Below are 15,804 nucleotides of genomic sequence, written 5' to 3' on the forward strand. Positions count from 1 at the left end.
GGCAGCTTTCTGCGTATCACAAAGGAAAACAGCTGTAGAAGAATCAATATAGGCGGCCGGTGCATAAAGCCGCGGCAAAAGGGGTATTAGAAATGGTTTACAATTTGATCAGCGGATTCTGTATGGCACTTGCCGACAGCGTTCCCGGTGTTTCCGGCGGAACGATTGCCTTTGTCATGGGTTTTTACGATACGCTTATTACGTCCCTCAGCAATCTGTTTCACGGCACAAAAGAAGAGCGGCGAAACGGGCTGAAGTTTTTGGCGAAGCTGGGGCTTGGCTGGGTTGTCGGTATGGCGCTTGCCGTATCGCTTTTGGCAGGTGTGTTTACCAGTGGAATTTACTTGGTAAGTTCACTGTTTCTCGGCTTTGTGCTGGCCTCGATTCCGCTGATTGTTGCGGAGGAAAAGGAGTCGATTATCGGGCAGTACAAAAACATACCGTTTGCAGTGCTGGGCGCCGCGCTGGTGATACTGCTGTCGTCTTTCAATCTCTCTTCTTCCGTACACAACCTTGGCTTTACGCCCGGCACAGCGCTCTATACGGTGCTTGCCGGAATGCTCGCCATTTCCGCGATGGTGCTGCCGGGTATTTCCGGCTCAACGCTTCTCATGACCTTTGGTCTGTATGTGCCGGTTATTACCGGTGTGAAGGAAATTCTGCATCTTCATTTCAGCAGCCTGTGGCTGATTGTGTGCCTTGCAATTGGCATTTTGGCGGGTGTTGTGCTGACTATGCGCGGTATTAAAAACCTGCTGGACCACCACCGCAGCGCAGCGGTCTATGCAATTTTGGGGATGATGGTGGGTTCTCTTTACGCGATTGTATTGGGGCCGACAACCTTGAAAGTGCCGCAGCACAGCATGACGGTTTCAGATTTTAACATCTGGCTTTTCTTAGTCGGGTGCCTTGCCGTACTTGGGCTGTATGGCCTAAAGGTTTTCATGAAAAAACAAAAGGAGACAAACAAAGATGCTGAATTGGATTCAGAGTGCTGACTGGTTTCTTCTGCAGTGGGTGCATGCTCACCTGCAGTGCGGATTTTTAGATTTCATAATGCCTAAAATCAGTGCGCTGGGTAATGTTGGTGCGGTCTGGCTGCTCGCGGCCGCGGTCCTGCTTTTCACAAAAAAATACCGCAAATTCGGCCTGATGATCATTGTGGGAATTGCGGCGGATTTCGTGCTTGGCAATCTGATCTTAAAGACGCTGACTGCGCGCCCGCGCCCTTGCTGGATTGACACAAGCGTGCAGATGCTGGTTTCGGTGCCGACAGATTATTCTTTTCCGTCCGGGCATACGCTGGCTTCGGTGACTGCAGCTGTGCTGCTTATGAAAGCCAACCGAAAGTTTGCGTTTGCGGCAGTTCCGCTGGCCGTGCTGATTGCATTTTCGCGGCTCTACCTTTACCTGCATTTTCCGTCAGATGTTTTGGCGTCGGTGCTGTTTGGCATTCTGACCGCCGCAGCGGCTTTTTGGTGCGTCAATCAAGTTTACCCGCTTTTGGCAGGCGGATTTCCGCAGAAAGACAAACCCCGCGCGTGAAAGCTGTTTTTGGCTGCTGAGCGCATGCGCTGAAAAGATCAGGAAATTGAGAAATCGCACAAGGAAAGGACCCGGAAGCTTAGTGCGGCAGCTTCCGGGTCCTTTCCTATATTTGTTAAAAATTTATTTTTTTTCAGGAAGTGTAATGCTTGTTACCAAATCCATCACGCCGCTGATGCAGAGGCCAATGCCCACCGCGCGCACCAGCACAACAGCGGTCGAGAAGGGGTTTGCCATCATCACGATACCCAGAATTACATTGATGACTGCAAAAAGAATGACCATCCAGCCCTTTTTCTTTTCTATTTGAAAAGCGTCGGGGGCGTCCATAAATTCACGGACGCCGTTTATGACAATGAGAAGCCCGAGAATAAACGGCATAACGGAAATGACAGACTTCATGCATGCAAAAATGATAATGCTCAAAACAATTTGTATGATTCCTAAAACCAGACTGTTTTTTGGCGCGAGCGCATCGGTGCGGTGCGAGCAGTACGCAATGACATTAGAGATGCCCAGCACAGCAAGAATCACGCCGATGATAATGGCGATAACTTTCAGTGTGCCAGAGGGCGCCGCAATCAGCAAAATGCCGAGCAGAATGTACAAAATCGGGTTTGTGAAGTTTATGAATTGTTCCTTTTTCATGGATGATTTTCCTTTCAGCTTTGTTTGTCCCCACTGCAGGGCGCTTTTCTTAGAGCGGGGCCGCTTGGTCAGGTTTTCTGCTTTATTTTTTCTTTGTAGGCTTTGCCCCAGTCACACATGGAGTCGAGCACTGGCCTTAGACTGCGCCCGGTCTCTGTCAGGGAATACTCCACACGGGGCGGGACTTCGGCGTATGCTTTGCGGGAAACCAAACCATCCGCTTCCATACTGCGCAGGTTGGCGGTCAGTACTTTTTGTGAAACGCTGCCGATCGAGCGTTTCAGTTCTCCAAAGCGTTTGGTGCCGGGCAGCAGGTCGCGTAGAATTAAGACCTTCCAGCGGTCACTGATGAGGGAAAGCGTCGTTTCGATTGGGCAGTCAGGCAGTGCCTTTTTGTCAACCATTTTGGATTCCTTCTTTTTGTTTCTATAGAAAAGTATAGCCAGATAGCTCGCTGAAAGCAAGCAGATTATGCGAAAAAGTGCCGTAATACCGCAATAGTTTCTTTTTGGTGCTTATCATACAAAAAAGTGCCTAATTTACAAAGGAAACTTACAGACTTATAATAACTGCAGAAGGGAAAAAGTACCTATCAGCAAACGGAGGAATTAGCATGAATGAAGCAGTCACCTTTTTAAAGAAAAATCCCGTACAGTATTTGGCAACGGTCGGCCGGGACGGAAAAGCAAAAGTGCGGCCCTTTATGTTCAGCGGGGAGCTGGGCGGAAAACTTTGGTTTTGCACCAACGATACCAAAGAGGTTTACCGCGAAATGCAGGAAAATCCCGATGTTGAGGTTTGCACGGCAGACAAAACCTGTGCATGGCTGCGCCTTTCTGGAAAAGCCGTCTTTTGTGAGGACCGGGACGCAAAAGAAATGTGTATGAAAATTCCCATGGTAAAAGGAATTTACCATACAGCAGACAATCCAATTTTTAAAGTCTTTTATTTGGAAAACGCACATGCAGTCCTGGCTGATTTTTCCGGAAACCCGCCGAAGGCCTTTGCCTGGTAAAGGCGGCGGAAGGATACTGTTTTCCCGCCGTGGGCCGGGTTTAACAGTAGCTTTTTATATGCAAAAGGCAGCAGTGCAAGACAAATGTACAGCCGGAAAAGAATTTTTTCACAGGATGTAAATGGTGCGCGGCGGAAAAAAGCGCACAAAGCGCGCAGAAAAGTTTTCATGCTTTCCTGCGCGCCCTTTTGGGTTTTGCGTCGTTCGAATGTGCACAAAAGGCACAGCGGATTATTTCAATTTTGCGCCGACCTGAAAAGCATTTCCGACTTTTTCGCCGATTTTCAGGTATGCGTTGTTCACCGGGTCAAAAACGATTGGGTCAAATTTTGCGGGGTCAATTTTGCCGTTTTCGCCCAGTATCTTTTCATCTGCGCTGACGTTGACGATTTCCCCAACCAAGCGGCAGGACTTTTCATCATAAGAAACCAGCCGGCACTCTAAGGCCATCGGTAGCTCTGCAAGGATAGGGGCGTCTACATGAGCGGCCTTTACTGTATGAAATCCCGCTTTTGCCACTTTATCGGCAACTTTGTTTGCGGACTCTATTCCTACATAATCGCATTCTGTTACATGGGCGGCGTCCGCCATGCTGACCGTAAACGCTTTGCGGGCAAGTATGTTTTTAACGGTTTTGTGTCTGGCACTCAGGCACATGGAAATCTGCGTATTATCGCTGATTCCGCCCCAGGCGGCGTTCATAGCGTCTGGAATGCCGTCTTTGCCGTATGTGGCAATGATAAAAACTGGCTGCGGGTAAGTCCATGGCTGTGCACCAAAATCTTTTCTCATGAAAAATCCTCCGTTTCTGTTTTCTGTTTGCAGGGAGGATATCACTGCCCCCTGCTTTTCCCATTATAGGTTGTAATTTTCTGTATTGCAATATCCTGCAGAATACCCAAAAAGCAGTTTCTCAGTCACAGTAAGCGGACCGAATGCTGTCAATCCACGCGTTCACTTCTGCTGCTGGCGTTATCATCTGGTCCCCGCCGGTCGAATCAAACTGAATCTCTTTTTCATACGCAGATTTGGCGCCTTTACAGGCACTTTTCATGTCTTTGATAACATGCCCGGGCCATCCGCCGTTTGTCATAAAAGGAATAACGGTTTTGCCCTGCCAATGATTTGCGGTAAGAAAAGTCAGGACCGCCGGCGCCATAGTATACCACCAGGTAGGTGTCCCGACAATAACCGTGTCATAGTCTGCGGGATTTACAGGCAGGGGCTTGATTTTTGGCTGAAAGCCGCTGTTTACCTCTTCCTGTCCCTGTGCCACCACTTCGTCATAGGAGCCGGTGTAGGGAACGACTGTTTCAATTCTCATAATTTCTGCATTTGTCGCTTTTTGAAGCGCTTCTGCAATGCGCTTTGTATTTCCGTTGGAATAAGAATAATAGATGATCAAGATTTGATGTGCCAAATTCTTTTCTCCTTTAGTCTGCCGGTGTAAACTGGTTTAGGTTTCGTTCCTGCTCGGCCAGGCTCATTGTAAAGTAGCGGGTGTTTTTATCCAGCTTACGAATACGCTGCATTTCCTCATCGGTCAGAGCAAAATCAAAAATATCGATGTTGTCTTTCATGTGCTGCGGGTTGGTACTCTTGGGGAAGATGATGTTTCCCTCTTGAATATGCCAGCGCAGAATAATCTGCACATTGTTCTTGCCATATTTGGCCGCAAGTTCCGTAAACAACGGCTCATGAATCAGCGCGGCATCACCGTGCCCCAGCGGGTACCAGCATTCGACTGCTGTGTGATAGGGCGCAATCCTTTTTTTCAGTGCTGCCTGCTGATAGTACGGGTGGCACTCCACTTGCAAAACGGCGGGCTTTATTGTCGATGCGGAAAGAACTTCTTCCAGCCGGCCGGACTCAAAGTTGGAAAGGCCGATGGACTTAACCTTGCCTGCCGCCACCGCTTTTTCCATGTCCTTCCACGCGCCGAGATAATCCCCGAACTGCTGATGCAGAAGCAGTAGATCAAGATAGTCTGTGTCCAGGCGCTGCAGCATTTTGTCAATGCCCGCCATTGTTTTGCCCTCGCCGTACTCACTTGGCCAGAGTTTGGAAGTAACCCAGATTTCTTCTCTTGAAATGCCGCTCTTTTTCACGGCCGCCCCGACCCCGCGCTCATTTTGGTAGGCGTGCGCCGTATCAATGTGTCGATAGCCTAAATGCAGAGCCTGCGCACAGGCTTTTTCGGCTGCTGCGTCGCCCTGCACCATAAACACGCCAAGGCCGAACTGCGGGATCTTTTCTCCGTTGTTTAGGGTTATATAAGTTTGATTCATAATACATTCTCCTTTGCTGCGGCTTATTGCCGCCATATTTTCTCTTGTGGGTTGCCTTACAGCGGCAGCTCCTCTTTTATCCATTTTTCAATGGCCGATTTTGCGGCTGTCACTTGAGAGCCGCGAATAGCCAGGCCTTTTTGAAGGGTCGATTTGGGGCAGGCTTTTTTCAAGTCGCGCTCACTGTTTCCCATACCGCTTCCCTCGTTTGTACAGAAAGGCAGAATCACTTTACCAGAAAGGTCCTGTCCCTCTAAAAAAGTAAGGATCGGCATTGGCATGGTTCCCCACCAATTTGGGTAGCCGAGATAGAGCACATCATATCTGCCGGTATCAATCGTTTTTGCAAGTTTTGGTCTTGCTCCGGCCTGCAGTTCTTTTTGTGCTGCGGCGGTGCAGTCCTGGTAATGAAACGGATACTCCCGGGCCGGCTCGATTTCAAACAAGTCAGCCCCGGTAATGGCCGCAATCATTTCTGCAGCAACCGCTGTATTTCCTTTTTTGAGCTCTGTAATGCTTCCGTTTACGTAATTTTTCCCTGTGTGAGAAAAATAGACTACGAGCCCGTTTGTCGGTTCCATTTTTGTACCTCCCTGCAGTAGTTTCCTTTAGTATCCACTGTACAACTTAGAGTTGACTCTAAGTCAATAGAATTTTGAAAAAAACTTAAAAAATCAATGCGTATGCAGCTTGTTTTACTGCCTTTCCCCAAAAATGCGCAAGTGAAAGCGCTGCTGTCGTTTCCTGCAGAAATTTGTGTTATAATAACAAATCATTTAAAAAAATCTGCAAAGCAGGAGGGTATTCAAAATGCGGCGAAAAGACCGTGAAATTGTAGAGATCGAAAAAATAGAGGCTGTCATTGCTGAGGCAGACTGCTGTCACCTCGGCTTTTATGACGGCGGCGAGGTGTATATTGTGCCGCTCAGCTTTGGCTACCAAAGGGACGGCGGACAATCGGTTTTCTATTTCCATTCTGCGAAAGAGGGCCGAAAAATAGACCTGATAAAAACAAGCCCCAGGGTCGGGTTTGAGCTGGACACGCACTATAAAATTAACACAGGCGAAACTGCCTGTGCATATTCCGCGCGCTTTCGCAGCATTATCGGCACCGGCACCGTCACGATGATTGACAGCCCTGACGAAAAGGAAAAAGCTCTACATGCCCTGATGCTACATACCACACGGAAAGACGGCTGGATTTTCACAGACCAAATGGCTGCTGCGGTAGGTGTTTTTAAACTGGAAGTTGAAAAAATGTCATGCAAAGAGCATTTATAGGCTCTTGGGGCGGCAAAATAGATTGTCCCACAAAGGAGAGGCTCTCTCACTGTTTGGCTGTGGGGAGGGAGCCTCTTTTTTGAAAGTTTCTGCACGGTTTCTTGATTAAATGACTGATTTTGAACGGAACTGCAATAAATACAATAAACTTTGCTTTATTACAATGACTATATTCATAATTGTGCAGAATATCCAAACAAATTTTTAAAATTTATGAATATTATTGATTGATATTGAATGAATTTGAATGTATTATATAGGTGTTCCCAAAAAGGAGAGAGACAGATGCTTACAGAAGAACGTTTTGCCATTATTTTGCGCATCCTGCAGGAAAAGCACTCGGTTACCGTGCAGCAGCTGTGCGATGCACTTGACGCCAGCGAATCAACCGTGCGCCGTGACCTGCAGACTTTGGACAGCCGGGGCAGGCTCAGCCGGGTACATGGCGGCGCTACGTTGCCCGATAACCGCTTTGTTGCAGATGAAGAAAATATGACTGCAAAAGAGACGCAGGCTGTTGCACAAAAAGCCGCCATCGGTGCCCTTGCTGCGCAAATCGTTCGCCCAGAGGATTTTGTCTACATTGATGCGGGCAGCACCACCCTGCAGCTTGCAAAAAGCCTTTCCGGCGGGGCGCTGCACGCCGCCTATGTGACCAACGGCATTGCCCACGCGCGCATTTTGGCACAGAAAGGCTGCCGGGTGTATGTCCTTGCCGGTCAGGTGCGGCCCAGCACTGAGGCGATTGTAGGGGCAGGCGCTATGGCCAACCTGCAGCGCTATCACTTTACAAAGGCCTTTATGGGTGCCAACGGCGTGGCTTTAAAAGAGGGCTTTACCACACCAGACGTAGAGGAAGCTGAGCTGAAAAATACCGCGCTGAGCCGTGCATTGGAGACGTGGTTCCTTACAGATGACTCGAAATTCGGCAAAATTTACGCCGCGGTTATCTGTCCTCTCACAGAGGGCTCAATTTTTACGAACCATCTGCCAAATGAAAAATACCGGCAGTACACCCTGGTAAAGGAGAGTGACGCAAAATGATTTATACGGTAACTTTTAACCCGGCCATCGACTATGTGGTCCACCTAAAAGGCAATTTGCAGCCGGGAAAAATCAACCGCTGCGCCGATGAAACGTACCAATTCGGCGGGAAAGGCATTAATGTGGCCGCGTTGCTGCGAAATTTGGGTTATGACGCCATTGCACTGGGATTTATTGCCGGAGAGACCGGCAGCTGGCTGCAAAAAGGTCTGCGCAGTATGAATATTTTAACGGACTTTATCTCTTTGCCGTCCGGCATGACGCGCGTCAACGTAAAAGTAAAAGCCGGCGGGGAAACCGAAATCAACGGCAGCGGACCGGTCATTTCCCCTGCGGATATGGAGAAGCTCTATACCCGCCTGGACGCACTAAAAAGCGGCGATGTACTGGTACTGGCGGGAAGTATCCCCGCCTGCCTTGCAAACGACACCTACGAAAAAATCATGGCGCGGCTTGCCGGGCGCAGCATTCTCATTGCGGTGGACGCGACACAGGACTTGCTGGTAAATGTGCTGCGGTACCGCCCGTTTTTGATAAAACCCAACAACCATGAGCTGAGCGAGATCTTTGGCCGCGAGCTGCAGACAGACCGGGAGATTGCCGAATGTGCCCGAAAGCTGCAGGAGCGCGGTGCACGCAACGTACTGGTAAGCATGGGAAAAGACGGTGCCCTGCTGCTGGACGAAACCGGAAAGACAAGTCGAATGGCTGCGCCAAAGTGCACCGTACGCAACAGCGTGGGTGCGGGCGACAGTATGGTGGCCGGCTTTTTGGCCGGCTGGCTGCAGACCGGCAGCTACTTTGAGGCCCTGCGCTTAGGCAGCGCTGCCGGCAGCGCCACCGCCGCTTCACTGGGCCTGGCGACAAAAGACGAGATTGACGCAATGCTTGCAAAACTTTGAGCTTTTGCGGCCAAAGCCGCAGATGCCGTACAAATTTCTGTAATTCTATTGAAAATCCATTGGAAGGCAATGGGAGGAGTTTACCATGCGTATTACAGACCTGCTCAGTACAGAATCTATCGCACTGGATTTTCCTGTGGAAAACCAGACACAGGTGATCGACAAACTGGTCGCGCTGCAGGTGACCCACGGCAACATTACCGATGTGGCAGCCTACAAAAAGGCTATCTATGCCCGCGAGGCAGAGGCTTCCACTTATGTGGACTGCGGCATTACGGTGCCCCACGCAAAGTCCGTCTGTGTTACCCAGCCAAGTCTTGCGGCGCTGCGTCCGGCAGTGCCGGTGCAGTACAACCCCGAAGATGAAGAAAAAAGCAGCCTGTTTTTTATGATTGCTGCACCAAACAACGGCAGCCTGCATGTCGAGCTGTTGGCCCGCATGATGCAGATGCTGATGAATGAAGACTTTGTGGCAAAACTGTATGCTGCCAAAACCCCAAAAGAGTTCCTTGCCGCAATCGATGCACAGGAAGAAAAGCAGTTTGGCAGCGAGAGCGCCACTACCGAGGAAATCGCGCCCGGCGGATACCGGGTGCTGGCAGTTACAGCCTGCCCCACCGGCATTGCCCATACCTATATGGCGGCAGAGGCGCTGGAGAAAGCCGGGAAGAAGCTTGGGATTCCCTGCAAAGTCGAAACAAACGGATCCGGCGGGGCAAAAAATGTGCTGACTGCCGCCGAGATCGCCGCATGCGATGGTGTTGTCATTGCAGCGGATAAAAATGTAGAAACAGCCCGCTTTGACGGCAAACCGGTCCTTTTTACCCGTGTAGATGATGGGATTAAAAAGCCAGAGGAACTGCTGCAGAAAATTGAAAGCGGCAGTGTGGCGGTTTTCCATGCACAGGGCGGCGCGCCTGCCGCAGAGACACAGAGCGACAGCGTCGGCCACACGATTTATAAGCACCTGATGAACGGCATTTCGCACATGCTGCCCTTTGTCATTGGCGGCGGCATTCTCATTGCACTGGCATTTTTGTTTGATAATTACGCCATCAATCCCCAAAATTTCGGTATGAACACCCCGCTTGCAGCTTTCTTTAAGACCATTGGCAACGCGGCGTTCAGCTACATGCTGCCGATTCTCTCTGCATTTATTGCCATGTCCATTGCAGACCGGCCCGGCTTGGCAGTTGGTTTTGCGGGCGGCGTGCTGGCAATGACCGGCACCAACTTTGCCGGCTTGGCCACGGGATCTGCGACTGGCGTTTCCGGCGGTTTTTTGGCGGCACTGCTCGCTGGTTTTGTGGCAGGTTACCTTGTGAAATTTCTGGAGCGGATCACCGAAAAGATGCCGAAGAGCATGGACGGTATCCGGCCGATGCTGATTTACCCGCTGGGCGGCATTTTGTGTATCGGTGTTGTGATGTGTGCGATTAACCCACTGATGGGTATTATCAATTCCGGTATTTCTGCATGGCTCAATTCCATGGGCGGCGTTTCCAAAGTGCTGCTGGGTGCTATCTTAGGAGGCATGATGAGCGTAGATATGGGCGGCCCGGTAAACAAAGCAGCCTATGTTTTCGGTACGGCGGCCTTGGCCAGCGGCAGCTATGACGTTATGGCGGCGGTTATGGTGGGCGGCATGGTTCCTCCTTTGGCCATTGCGCTTTCCACTACTTTCTTCCCCAAAAAATGGACACCGGACGAGCGCAGAAACGGCATTGTCAACTATGTCATGGGCCTGTGCTTTATCTCTGAGGGTGCGATTCCCTACGCTGCGGCAGACCCGCTGCGTGTGCTGCCCAGCTGCATTGTCGGTTCTGCGGCGGCAGGTGCCCTTTCAATGCTGTTTGGCTGTACGCTTCGCGCCCCGCACGGCGGCATTTTCGTGTTCCCGGTGGTAGGCAATCCGCTGTTGTACGTGGTGGCTTTAGCTGTGGGCAGTGTCCTTGGCGCGCTGCTGCTCAGCGCACTGAAAAAGACCCGTACCGATACAGAATAAAAAACAATTCAGTATTGCAAAGCAGCACTAAAAAATAAAAAACAATATACGGAGGTACACAATATGAAAACCGTTTCTTATGTTATTACCGATGCAGCCGGCATTCACGCCCGCCCGGCGGGCCTGCTGGTAAAGTTGGCCAAAAGCTTTTCCAGTAAAGTGACGATTTCTTCGCAGGGCAGAAGCTGCGATATGAAGCGGCTCATGGCGCTGATGAGTTTGGGTATTCAGCAGGGCAGTCCCGTGCAGGTGACCATAGAAGGAGAAGACGAAGAAGCCTGCGCACAGGCTGTGCAGAAATTCTTGACTGAAAAGCTGTAATATCATCTGCAGAATCCAACATAAAAGGGGCGCTTCCCCGGCAGAGCCTGCCGGAAAGTGTCCCTTTTTTATATGTCCTATAAAAGACTGTACAGCAAAAGCATCGAGCTGGTCAGGCGTCCTTTTCCCGTTTCCACAGGCTGCGGTTCAGCAGCGACATCAGTGACGCCTGCGGCAGCGTTTGCGGACATACTGCCGCACAGGAAAGAGCACCGGCGCAGTCGCGGTACTGAGTCTTGAGATAGGCCTTTTTCAGTTCTTTTTTACGTTTCGGGTCTTTTTCTTGGCTGATAGTGCGGTACATGCTGTTTACGGCAAGGGCACTGCCAAAATTGTCCTTTCCCGTAAAACTGGGGCATACCTCCATGCAGCAGCCACACATCAGGCAGGTAGAGGCAAGGTACTGCCGCTCACAATCCTCGTAATCCGCGTCTGCACCCGCTGCCGGGTAAGCCTGCAGCTTTACAACAATATCGCGGATGATACTGCGGTCAACTCTCAGGTCACGAATCAGCGGAAACTTGCTCAGCGGTTCCAGGCGGATTTTCGCGCCGGTGTCCCGTACAAACGTGTTGCAGGCAAGGCGCGGCCGTCCGTTGATGACCATTGCACAGGCGCCACACATCTTTTGCCGGCAGCTGCATTCCCAGTCTACCGGGTCGGCCGCTTCCTGGTTGATTTTGTCCAGTAAAAAGGCAATGGTCGCGTTTTCGGAACACTCTATATGAAAACAGTCGTAGCGTCTGCCGCTTTTGCCCGCTTCTCCGCGTTTGATATTGATTTCAGCCAGCATCGAATGTCCTCCCAATCTCTTCTTTTTGGATACAAACACGGCCGTTTTGAAACTTTGCCGCACAGGTCGCCTTGAAATTGACATCGTCCCGCTGCGGGAAGTCGGTCCGGGCATGGCTGCCGCGGCTTTCCCGGCGGAAAAGCGCGCTGCTGAGCATTGCAGAGCCGAGCAGCCGCAAATCCTGTACCGCGAGCGCATCTGCGATATGTCCGGCCGAAAAATACGGCTTTCGGTCCCCTATCTGGGCGAGCAGCGTTTCGCCCGTTTCCAGTCCGTCTGCACTGCGGACAATGCCCAGGTGCTGACTGACTGCATTCTGTATATCCGAAAGGATTTGTCCGGGGCGCTCTTTGCCGGTGCCGGCTTTGCCCTGCAGGTCCCGCATAAGTGCGCGGGCCGATTCTTCGGCGGCATGGCCCGCATTTTCGCTCAGGTGGTGACACTGTCCGTCAGCAAATGCCGTTTCGGCTGCCGTCCTGCCGCCAAAAACTGCGCCCAGCGTGGAATTTCCGCCTAGGCGGTTGGCACCGTGGTAGATGCAGGCACACCCGCCCGCGGCGTAAATTCCCGGTATGGAGGTTCGGTGGTTCCGGTCAGTCAAGATACCGCCCATGAAGTAGTGCACACCCGGGTAAACGGGAATAACCTCTTTTTTGGGGTCCAGTCCCAGATAAGTCTGTGTAATGTCTGCAATTTCTTTCAGTTTTCCGTGTACAATATCGTCGCTTAAAAAGGAAAGGTCCAGCCCAACCTGATTTTTTCCGTCAAGCCCCAGCTTCATGTCGTGGCACACTTTATAAATGGACTGCGAAACGATATCCCGCGGCATTAGGTTCCCATTTTTTCCGTACCATTCCTCCATGAAGTACCAGCGCTGTCCATTGCGAATGGTAAAGAGCCTGCCGCCCTCTCCGCGGGCGGCTTCTGAAATCAGCATTCGCTTCTGCGGGGTTTCAAAGGTTGTCGGGTGGTACTGAATCATTTCCAGATTGCCCATTTCTATACCGGAAGCAAAAAGCGACGCGGAAACAGAGCCGCTGCTGACACAGGAACCGGTCGTTTTTGGAAAAAGGCCGGACATTCCCCCGCTGCCGACAATGAGCGCATCTGCAGAGAGATACTCCAATGTGCCGCTGACAGTGTTTTCCACAACTGCACCCGCAAAGCGCTCCCCTGCGGGAATAAACCGCAGGAACTTTCGGTGCAGCAGGAGCTGAATTTTTCCCTCTGCTTCATATCTTCTTGCAATAGCTGTAAGCCCGCTGACCAGCTGCTTTCCGATGCCGGCTTTCGCGTAGACTGTGCGCATTTTACGTTGTCCCCCAAAATAGCGCAGGTCGGGATTTCCCTCTTTGTCGCGGCTGAAAACAATGCCCGCGGCGGCCAGCTCACGGATAAGTGCCGGTGCGTGCTCTGTCAAGTTTCGCACAGCGGCTTCGTCCGCCAGGTCTGCGCCTGCTTTCATGGTGTCACGGAAGTGCTGCTGCCAGCTGTCGTCCTGTCCTTTTGTGTTGAGCGCCGCGTTGATTCCTCCCGCGGCCAAAACCGATTCAGAGCGTTCGGGTGGCAGCGGGGCAAGGACAGACGCGGTGCAGCCCGCTTTTGCTGCGGTAATTGCTGCCGAAAGTCCAGCAAGACCGCAGCCGATGATTAAAATATGCAAATTTCTTCCTCCTTTCTCAGCCTTGACAGATTTGCAGAAAATAGCAGCAGAAAGCGGCCATAAAAAATACCGTAGAAAGAACTGCGATAAAGAAAGAAATGCGCTTTGCAGCTGTCATATCTTTTTCTTTGCGAAGCAGGCCGAGCGTCACACACGCTTTTGGCAGCCCTAGGAAAAGATGCACGCCAAAGAAAGCCAGCATTATTAAAATGAAAATCAGCGCCGGCACGGTTGGCCGGCGGATGAGGTAATTCGTATGTACAGCGGCAAAGACCAGCAGCAGAACGCCGGAAACCAGCTGCAGCAGAGTGGAGCGGTTTTCACGGATATAAAGTTTTTTTCCGGCAGCCATGCGGTAAAGAACAAACGGAAACCCGAGCAGCGCGTGGACTGCCAGCACAGTCAATACTCCCCGCCCAAGGACCAGCAGTATCTTTGCCGGGGCAGCATGGCTTATCATCAAAATTCCCGCATAGATACCGTGAACCATAAAAAGAATGGTGCATAAAACGCCGCATAAAGAACAAATTCGTTTGCGCATGCCTGTCTCCTCGTTAATTAGGCTCTTTTCAAATGCCGCTCTGCCGTCATTCTGTACAAGAGCGCTCATTTCCCGCCGCAAAATATTTTTATAATGAACAATGTTCATTATATCTTCTGCCCTATCCCTTGTCAATAGAAGCAGAGACTGGCAGATACAGAATACAGTGTGACTTTCGGTTTTCAACCAAATACGGAAATTGTGTGAAAAACTTTTGTGTTCGGTTCTGTTTCAAGTTTGAGCAGGCGCACCCGCAGAAATGGAAAGCAGAACAAAAGAGAACAGTACCCCGATCGAAAAAAATGGTGTAAAAAAGCCGCTGTTCTATCACAGCGGCTCCTATGACACTTGTACCCGTGCATTTGATGATGATTTTCGAGCAGCGCCTCGGCGTATCGCGAAAGCAAGACTGCTAGTCCTGCAAACAGGCTTCGCCGGTATCGAGCAGAGGCTCGATATACTTCTGTATAAATGCAATACGGTCAAATATACGTGGCTGAAAGGTTGCGGCGACCGCAACAGTAATGTTGGCATCTGGATTGACATAAATCACATTTCCGCCGTCGCCAATGGCAGCGTAACTGTGCTTTTGTGTGTCTGTTATCCACCACAGACAGCCATACGACAGATTGCCAAATCGCTCACCACACTGGCAGTGCGGCTTTGTGCTTTGCGCAATCCATTCCTGTGACACAATTCTTTTTCCATTGTACATTCCGCAGTTTAGGCACATCTGGCCAAGTTTCGCCATATCTGCCGCGGACAGACAGAGCCCCCAGCCGGCTGTATTTACGCCCTGCGGGTCTGCAACCCAAATATTATCTTTAGGCTGTTTCGACAGCAAAAAGGCCTTTTGCTCCGATGCAGAATGGATCTCTGCATTTCGGTGGGAAGCAATTCCGAGCGGCTCAAACAAAAACCGGTTGGCAAAATCGATCACCGACAGTTTGCTGGCTTTTGTGATGACGCCTGTCAAAATTTGAATGCCGAGCGTGGAATACTTGAATTCGCCGGTAATGCCGGCTCTGCCGCCCAGCAGGTCGAGCGCGGCTTTTGTCCAGTCGCCGCTTGTGCAGACCTTTGTCCACGGCTCGGATTTGTATTTATAGGGTGCAGTCATGGTCAGCAGATGTGCAAGCGTGACCTGCTGAATTGTTTTTTCCCCGCGCTTTACAGGATAATCCGGGAAAAAATCCAGCACAGGTTGATGAATGTCGCGAATACAGCCCTTATCCAAGGCGATACCGACCAGCAGGGACACAACGCTTTTTGTCACTGACATCACATTCAGCGTATCGCACGGCTTAAATCCGTGCCAAGTATCCCTATAGCGTATTTTTCCGTCTTTCAAGGCCTCTATTTCACAGATATTGCCGCACTGTTCGGCAATTTGTTCGTGCAGGGTATAATTCATCATGCGATTTCCTTTGCATAGCCATGCTTTGTTTTGTGCCTTGCCTTTCCGGCAAAGCGGCGTTTTCTGCTGCTTTTGTTTCGTCATTATAGTACCAAACGCCTGTTAAATCAATTCTGTCGTTGTATGATTCTGCCTGTACAGAAACGGGAAAATTTAAAAACCTGCCAAAGAAAAGGCCAGTACCCGGTGATATGGGGTACTGACCTTTTGAAGTGCTTTTCGGAAATCAAAGGACAGGAGGATTCTCTGTCATTTTATGCGTGAATTTTGGAATACGCTAAACCCGCCAGGGGCATTTTCAAGCTGTTGCTTCGCTTCATTTTTGCTTTCTTTTAGCCCAT

Annotated in this window: 18 protein-coding genes; 8 read left to right on the plus strand and 10 right to left on the minus strand. The window is 50.6% G+C overall.

Annotated features, from left to right (window positions below):
* The first annotated feature begins 92 nt into the window (after window positions 1-92).
* Both LKE53_10655 and LKE53_10660 read left to right on the plus strand, forming a co-directional pair.
* Entirely contained in the window at window positions 93-998 is a 906-nt protein-coding gene (locus tag LKE53_10655) for a DUF368 domain-containing protein (protein MCH3973194.1), read from the plus strand.
* On the plus strand, window positions 973-1,545 hold the full coding sequence (locus LKE53_10660; GenBank protein ID MCH3973195.1) for a phosphatase PAP2 family protein: 573 nt from the start codon (window positions 973-975) through the stop codon (window positions 1,543-1,545). The genes LKE53_10655 and LKE53_10660 overlap by 26 nt, the downstream gene beginning before the upstream one ends.
* 123 nt (window positions 1,546-1,668) lie before the next feature.
* On the opposite strand, the gene LKE53_10665 is transcribed toward LKE53_10660, so the two are convergent.
* Both LKE53_10665 and LKE53_10670 read right to left on the minus strand, forming a co-directional pair.
* Window positions 1,669-2,193 carry a DUF308 domain-containing protein gene (locus LKE53_10665; GenBank protein ID MCH3973196.1) on the minus strand — a complete coding sequence of 175 codons (525 nt, stop codon included), beginning with the start codon at window positions 2,191-2,193 and terminating at the stop codon, window positions 1,669-1,671.
* Between the two features lie 68 nt (window positions 2,194-2,261).
* Complete coding sequence (locus LKE53_10670; protein MCH3973197.1) at window positions 2,262-2,597, minus strand: helix-turn-helix transcriptional regulator; 336 nt, start codon at window positions 2,595-2,597, stop codon at window positions 2,262-2,264.
* Window positions 2,598-2,806: 209 nt separating this feature from the next.
* Between LKE53_10670 and LKE53_10675 the strand changes: the two genes are divergently transcribed.
* Window positions 2,807-3,208, plus strand: coding sequence for a pyridoxamine 5'-phosphate oxidase family protein (locus LKE53_10675; protein ID MCH3973198.1), 402 nt, complete (start codon window positions 2,807-2,809; stop codon window positions 3,206-3,208).
* Between the two features lie 231 nt (window positions 3,209-3,439).
* Here LKE53_10675 and LKE53_10680 read toward each other — a convergent pair whose 3' ends face one another.
* From LKE53_10680 to LKE53_10695, 4 genes are all read right to left on the minus strand, one after another.
* Window positions 3,440-4,000 carry a flavin reductase family protein gene (locus tag LKE53_10680; protein MCH3973199.1) on the minus strand — a complete coding sequence of 187 codons (561 nt, stop codon included), beginning with the start codon at window positions 3,998-4,000 and terminating at the stop codon, window positions 3,440-3,442.
* Between the two features lie 121 nt (window positions 4,001-4,121).
* Window positions 4,122-4,628 (minus strand): NAD(P)H-dependent oxidoreductase, encoded by a 507-nt coding sequence (locus LKE53_10685; protein MCH3973200.1) that lies wholly within the window; start codon window positions 4,626-4,628, stop codon window positions 4,122-4,124.
* Between the two features lie 13 nt (window positions 4,629-4,641).
* Window positions 4,642-5,496: an aldo/keto reductase gene (locus LKE53_10690; protein ID MCH3973201.1), complete on the minus strand. Its 855-nt coding sequence runs from the start codon at window positions 5,494-5,496 to the stop codon at window positions 4,642-4,644.
* 56 nt (window positions 5,497-5,552) lie between these two features.
* Complete coding sequence (locus tag LKE53_10695) at window positions 5,553-6,077, minus strand: flavodoxin (GenBank protein MCH3973202.1); 525 nt, start codon at window positions 6,075-6,077, stop codon at window positions 5,553-5,555.
* Between the two features lie 229 nt (window positions 6,078-6,306).
* On the opposite strand from LKE53_10695, the gene LKE53_10700 reads away from it, so the two are divergent.
* From LKE53_10700 to LKE53_10720, 5 genes are all read left to right on the plus strand, one after another.
* On the plus strand, window positions 6,307-6,777 hold the full coding sequence (locus LKE53_10700; GenBank protein ID MCH3973203.1) for a pyridoxamine 5'-phosphate oxidase family protein: 471 nt from the start codon (window positions 6,307-6,309) through the stop codon (window positions 6,775-6,777).
* Between the two features lie 285 nt (window positions 6,778-7,062).
* Window positions 7,063-7,821, plus strand: a complete 759-nt coding sequence (locus LKE53_10705) for a DeoR/GlpR family DNA-binding transcription regulator (protein ID MCH3973204.1) — start codon at window positions 7,063-7,065, stop codon at window positions 7,819-7,821.
* A complete protein-coding gene (pfkB, locus tag LKE53_10710) occupies window positions 7,818-8,723 on the plus strand; it encodes a 1-phosphofructokinase (protein MCH3973205.1) in 906 nt (301 codons plus the stop codon). The genes LKE53_10705 and pfkB overlap by 4 nt, the downstream gene beginning before the upstream one ends.
* An 85-nt stretch (window positions 8,724-8,808) precedes the next feature.
* Window positions 8,809-10,728: a fructose-specific PTS transporter subunit EIIC gene (locus LKE53_10715; GenBank protein ID MCH3973206.1), complete on the plus strand. Its 1,920-nt coding sequence runs from the start codon at window positions 8,809-8,811 to the stop codon at window positions 10,726-10,728.
* Window positions 10,729-10,791: 63 nt separating this feature from the next.
* The gene (locus LKE53_10720; GenBank protein ID MCH3973207.1) at window positions 10,792-11,049 is read left to right on the plus strand and encodes an HPr family phosphocarrier protein; all 258 of its coding nucleotides are present in this window, start codon (window positions 10,792-10,794) and stop codon (window positions 11,047-11,049) included.
* 112 nt (window positions 11,050-11,161) lie between these two features.
* Here the strand turns inward: LKE53_10720 and LKE53_10725 are convergent, their stop codons facing one another.
* The 4 genes from LKE53_10725 to LKE53_10740 all read right to left on the minus strand — a co-directional run bounded on the left by LKE53_10725 (window position 11,162) and on the right by LKE53_10740 (window position 15,547).
* Window positions 11,162-11,842, minus strand: a complete 681-nt coding sequence (locus LKE53_10725) for a 2Fe-2S iron-sulfur cluster-binding protein (GenBank protein ID MCH3973208.1) — start codon at window positions 11,840-11,842, stop codon at window positions 11,162-11,164.
* A complete protein-coding gene (locus LKE53_10730) occupies window positions 11,832-13,505 on the minus strand; it encodes an FAD-binding protein (protein MCH3973209.1) in 1,674 nt (557 codons plus the stop codon). The genes LKE53_10725 and LKE53_10730 overlap by 11 nt, the downstream gene beginning before the upstream one ends.
* 16 nt (window positions 13,506-13,521) lie before the next feature.
* Complete coding sequence (locus LKE53_10735; GenBank protein MCH3973210.1) at window positions 13,522-14,154, minus strand: hypothetical protein; 633 nt, start codon at window positions 14,152-14,154, stop codon at window positions 13,522-13,524.
* A gap of 304 nt (window positions 14,155-14,458) precedes the next feature.
* The gene (locus LKE53_10740) at window positions 14,459-15,547 is read right to left on the minus strand and encodes a beta-lactamase family protein (protein MCH3973211.1); all 1,089 of its coding nucleotides are present in this window, start codon (window positions 15,545-15,547) and stop codon (window positions 14,459-14,461) included.
* Window positions 15,548-15,804 lie beyond the last annotated feature (257 nt).

The organism is Oscillospiraceae bacterium (genome assembly GCA_022483045.1).
In the GTDB taxonomy this organism is placed as follows: Bacteria; Bacillota; Clostridia; order Oscillospirales; family Acutalibacteraceae; genus Caproicibacterium.

Bases quoted from the DNA above. Each gene is read 5' to 3' on its own strand.
- LKE53_10725 (MCH3973208.1), bottom strand. From the start codon at position 11,842: ATGCTGGCTGAAATCAATATCAAACGCGGAGAAGCGGGCAAAAGCGGC.
- LKE53_10690 (MCH3973201.1), bottom strand. From the start codon at position 5,496: ATGAATCAAACTTATATAACCCTAAACAACGGAGAAAAGATCCCGCAG.
- LKE53_10675 (MCH3973198.1), top strand. From the start codon at position 2,807: ATGAATGAAGCAGTCACCTTTTTAAAGAAAAATCCCGTACAGTATTTG.
- LKE53_10740 (MCH3973211.1), bottom strand. From the start codon at position 15,547: ATGACGAAACAAAAGCAGCAGAAAACGCCGCTTTGCCGGAAAGGCAAG.
- LKE53_10715 (MCH3973206.1), top strand. From the start codon at position 8,809: ATGCGTATTACAGACCTGCTCAGTACAGAATCTATCGCACTGGATTTT.
- LKE53_10735 (MCH3973210.1), bottom strand. From the start codon at position 14,154: ATGAACATTGTTCATTATAAAAATATTTTGCGGCGGGAAATGAGCGCT.
- pfkB (MCH3973205.1), top strand. From the start codon at position 7,818: ATGATTTATACGGTAACTTTTAACCCGGCCATCGACTATGTGGTCCAC.
- LKE53_10655 (MCH3973194.1), top strand. From the start codon at position 93: ATGGTTTACAATTTGATCAGCGGATTCTGTATGGCACTTGCCGACAGC.
- LKE53_10670 (MCH3973197.1), bottom strand. From the start codon at position 2,597: ATGGTTGACAAAAAGGCACTGCCTGACTGCCCAATCGAAACGACGCTT.
- LKE53_10680 (MCH3973199.1), bottom strand. From the start codon at position 4,000: ATGAGAAAAGATTTTGGTGCACAGCCATGGACTTACCCGCAGCCAGTT.
- LKE53_10700 (MCH3973203.1), top strand. From the start codon at position 6,307: ATGCGGCGAAAAGACCGTGAAATTGTAGAGATCGAAAAAATAGAGGCT.
- LKE53_10665 (MCH3973196.1), bottom strand. From the start codon at position 2,193: ATGAAAAAGGAACAATTCATAAACTTCACAAACCCGATTTTGTACATT.
- LKE53_10660 (MCH3973195.1), top strand. From the start codon at position 973: ATGCTGAATTGGATTCAGAGTGCTGACTGGTTTCTTCTGCAGTGGGTG.
- LKE53_10695 (MCH3973202.1), bottom strand. From the start codon at position 6,077: ATGGAACCGACAAACGGGCTCGTAGTCTATTTTTCTCACACAGGGAAA.
- LKE53_10720 (MCH3973207.1), top strand. From the start codon at position 10,792: ATGAAAACCGTTTCTTATGTTATTACCGATGCAGCCGGCATTCACGCC.
- LKE53_10705 (MCH3973204.1), top strand. From the start codon at position 7,063: ATGCTTACAGAAGAACGTTTTGCCATTATTTTGCGCATCCTGCAGGAA.